This window comes from Virgibacillus salexigens, assembly GCF_014905415.1.
GTDB classification, from domain to species: Bacteria; Bacillota; Bacilli; order Bacillales; family Amphibacillaceae; genus Virgibacillus; species Virgibacillus salexigens.
Window position 1 is genome coordinate 1 of record NZ_BNEO01000075.1, and the last position, 333, is coordinate 333.

The window sequence follows — 333 nt, forward strand, 5'->3', positions numbered from 1 at the left end:
CAGGAGAAAATAAAAGAATCAAAAGACCTAGTTTGCATTTAAACAATGGTCAAAATACTGTATCTATTTTCTACGGTGGAGTTAATAAAAAAGCTGAAAAAACTGACGATGGAGAAGATAAAGAAGTAGTTACATTAAAATCAAGTAAAAGTATTCCTCGTTTTGTCAATGTGATTTTAGATTATCTATTTGGAAAGATTGCTTTGCATCATGGATATTTATATGATATTTCAACCTCACAATTCAAACGATTGTCAGAGATGGATATTGCTCATGAATATAAATTAGGCAAGCGTTCTGACTTCACAGCTAGTGAAGTTGTAGAAATTATAT

1 protein-coding gene is annotated in these 333 nt (G+C 30.3%); it reads left to right on the forward strand.

The window, feature by feature from the left end; genetic code table 11:
- The coding region (locus JKP73_RS22300) for a hypothetical protein (protein WP_200412001.1) at positions 1 to 333 on the forward strand (333 nt) is incomplete at both ends.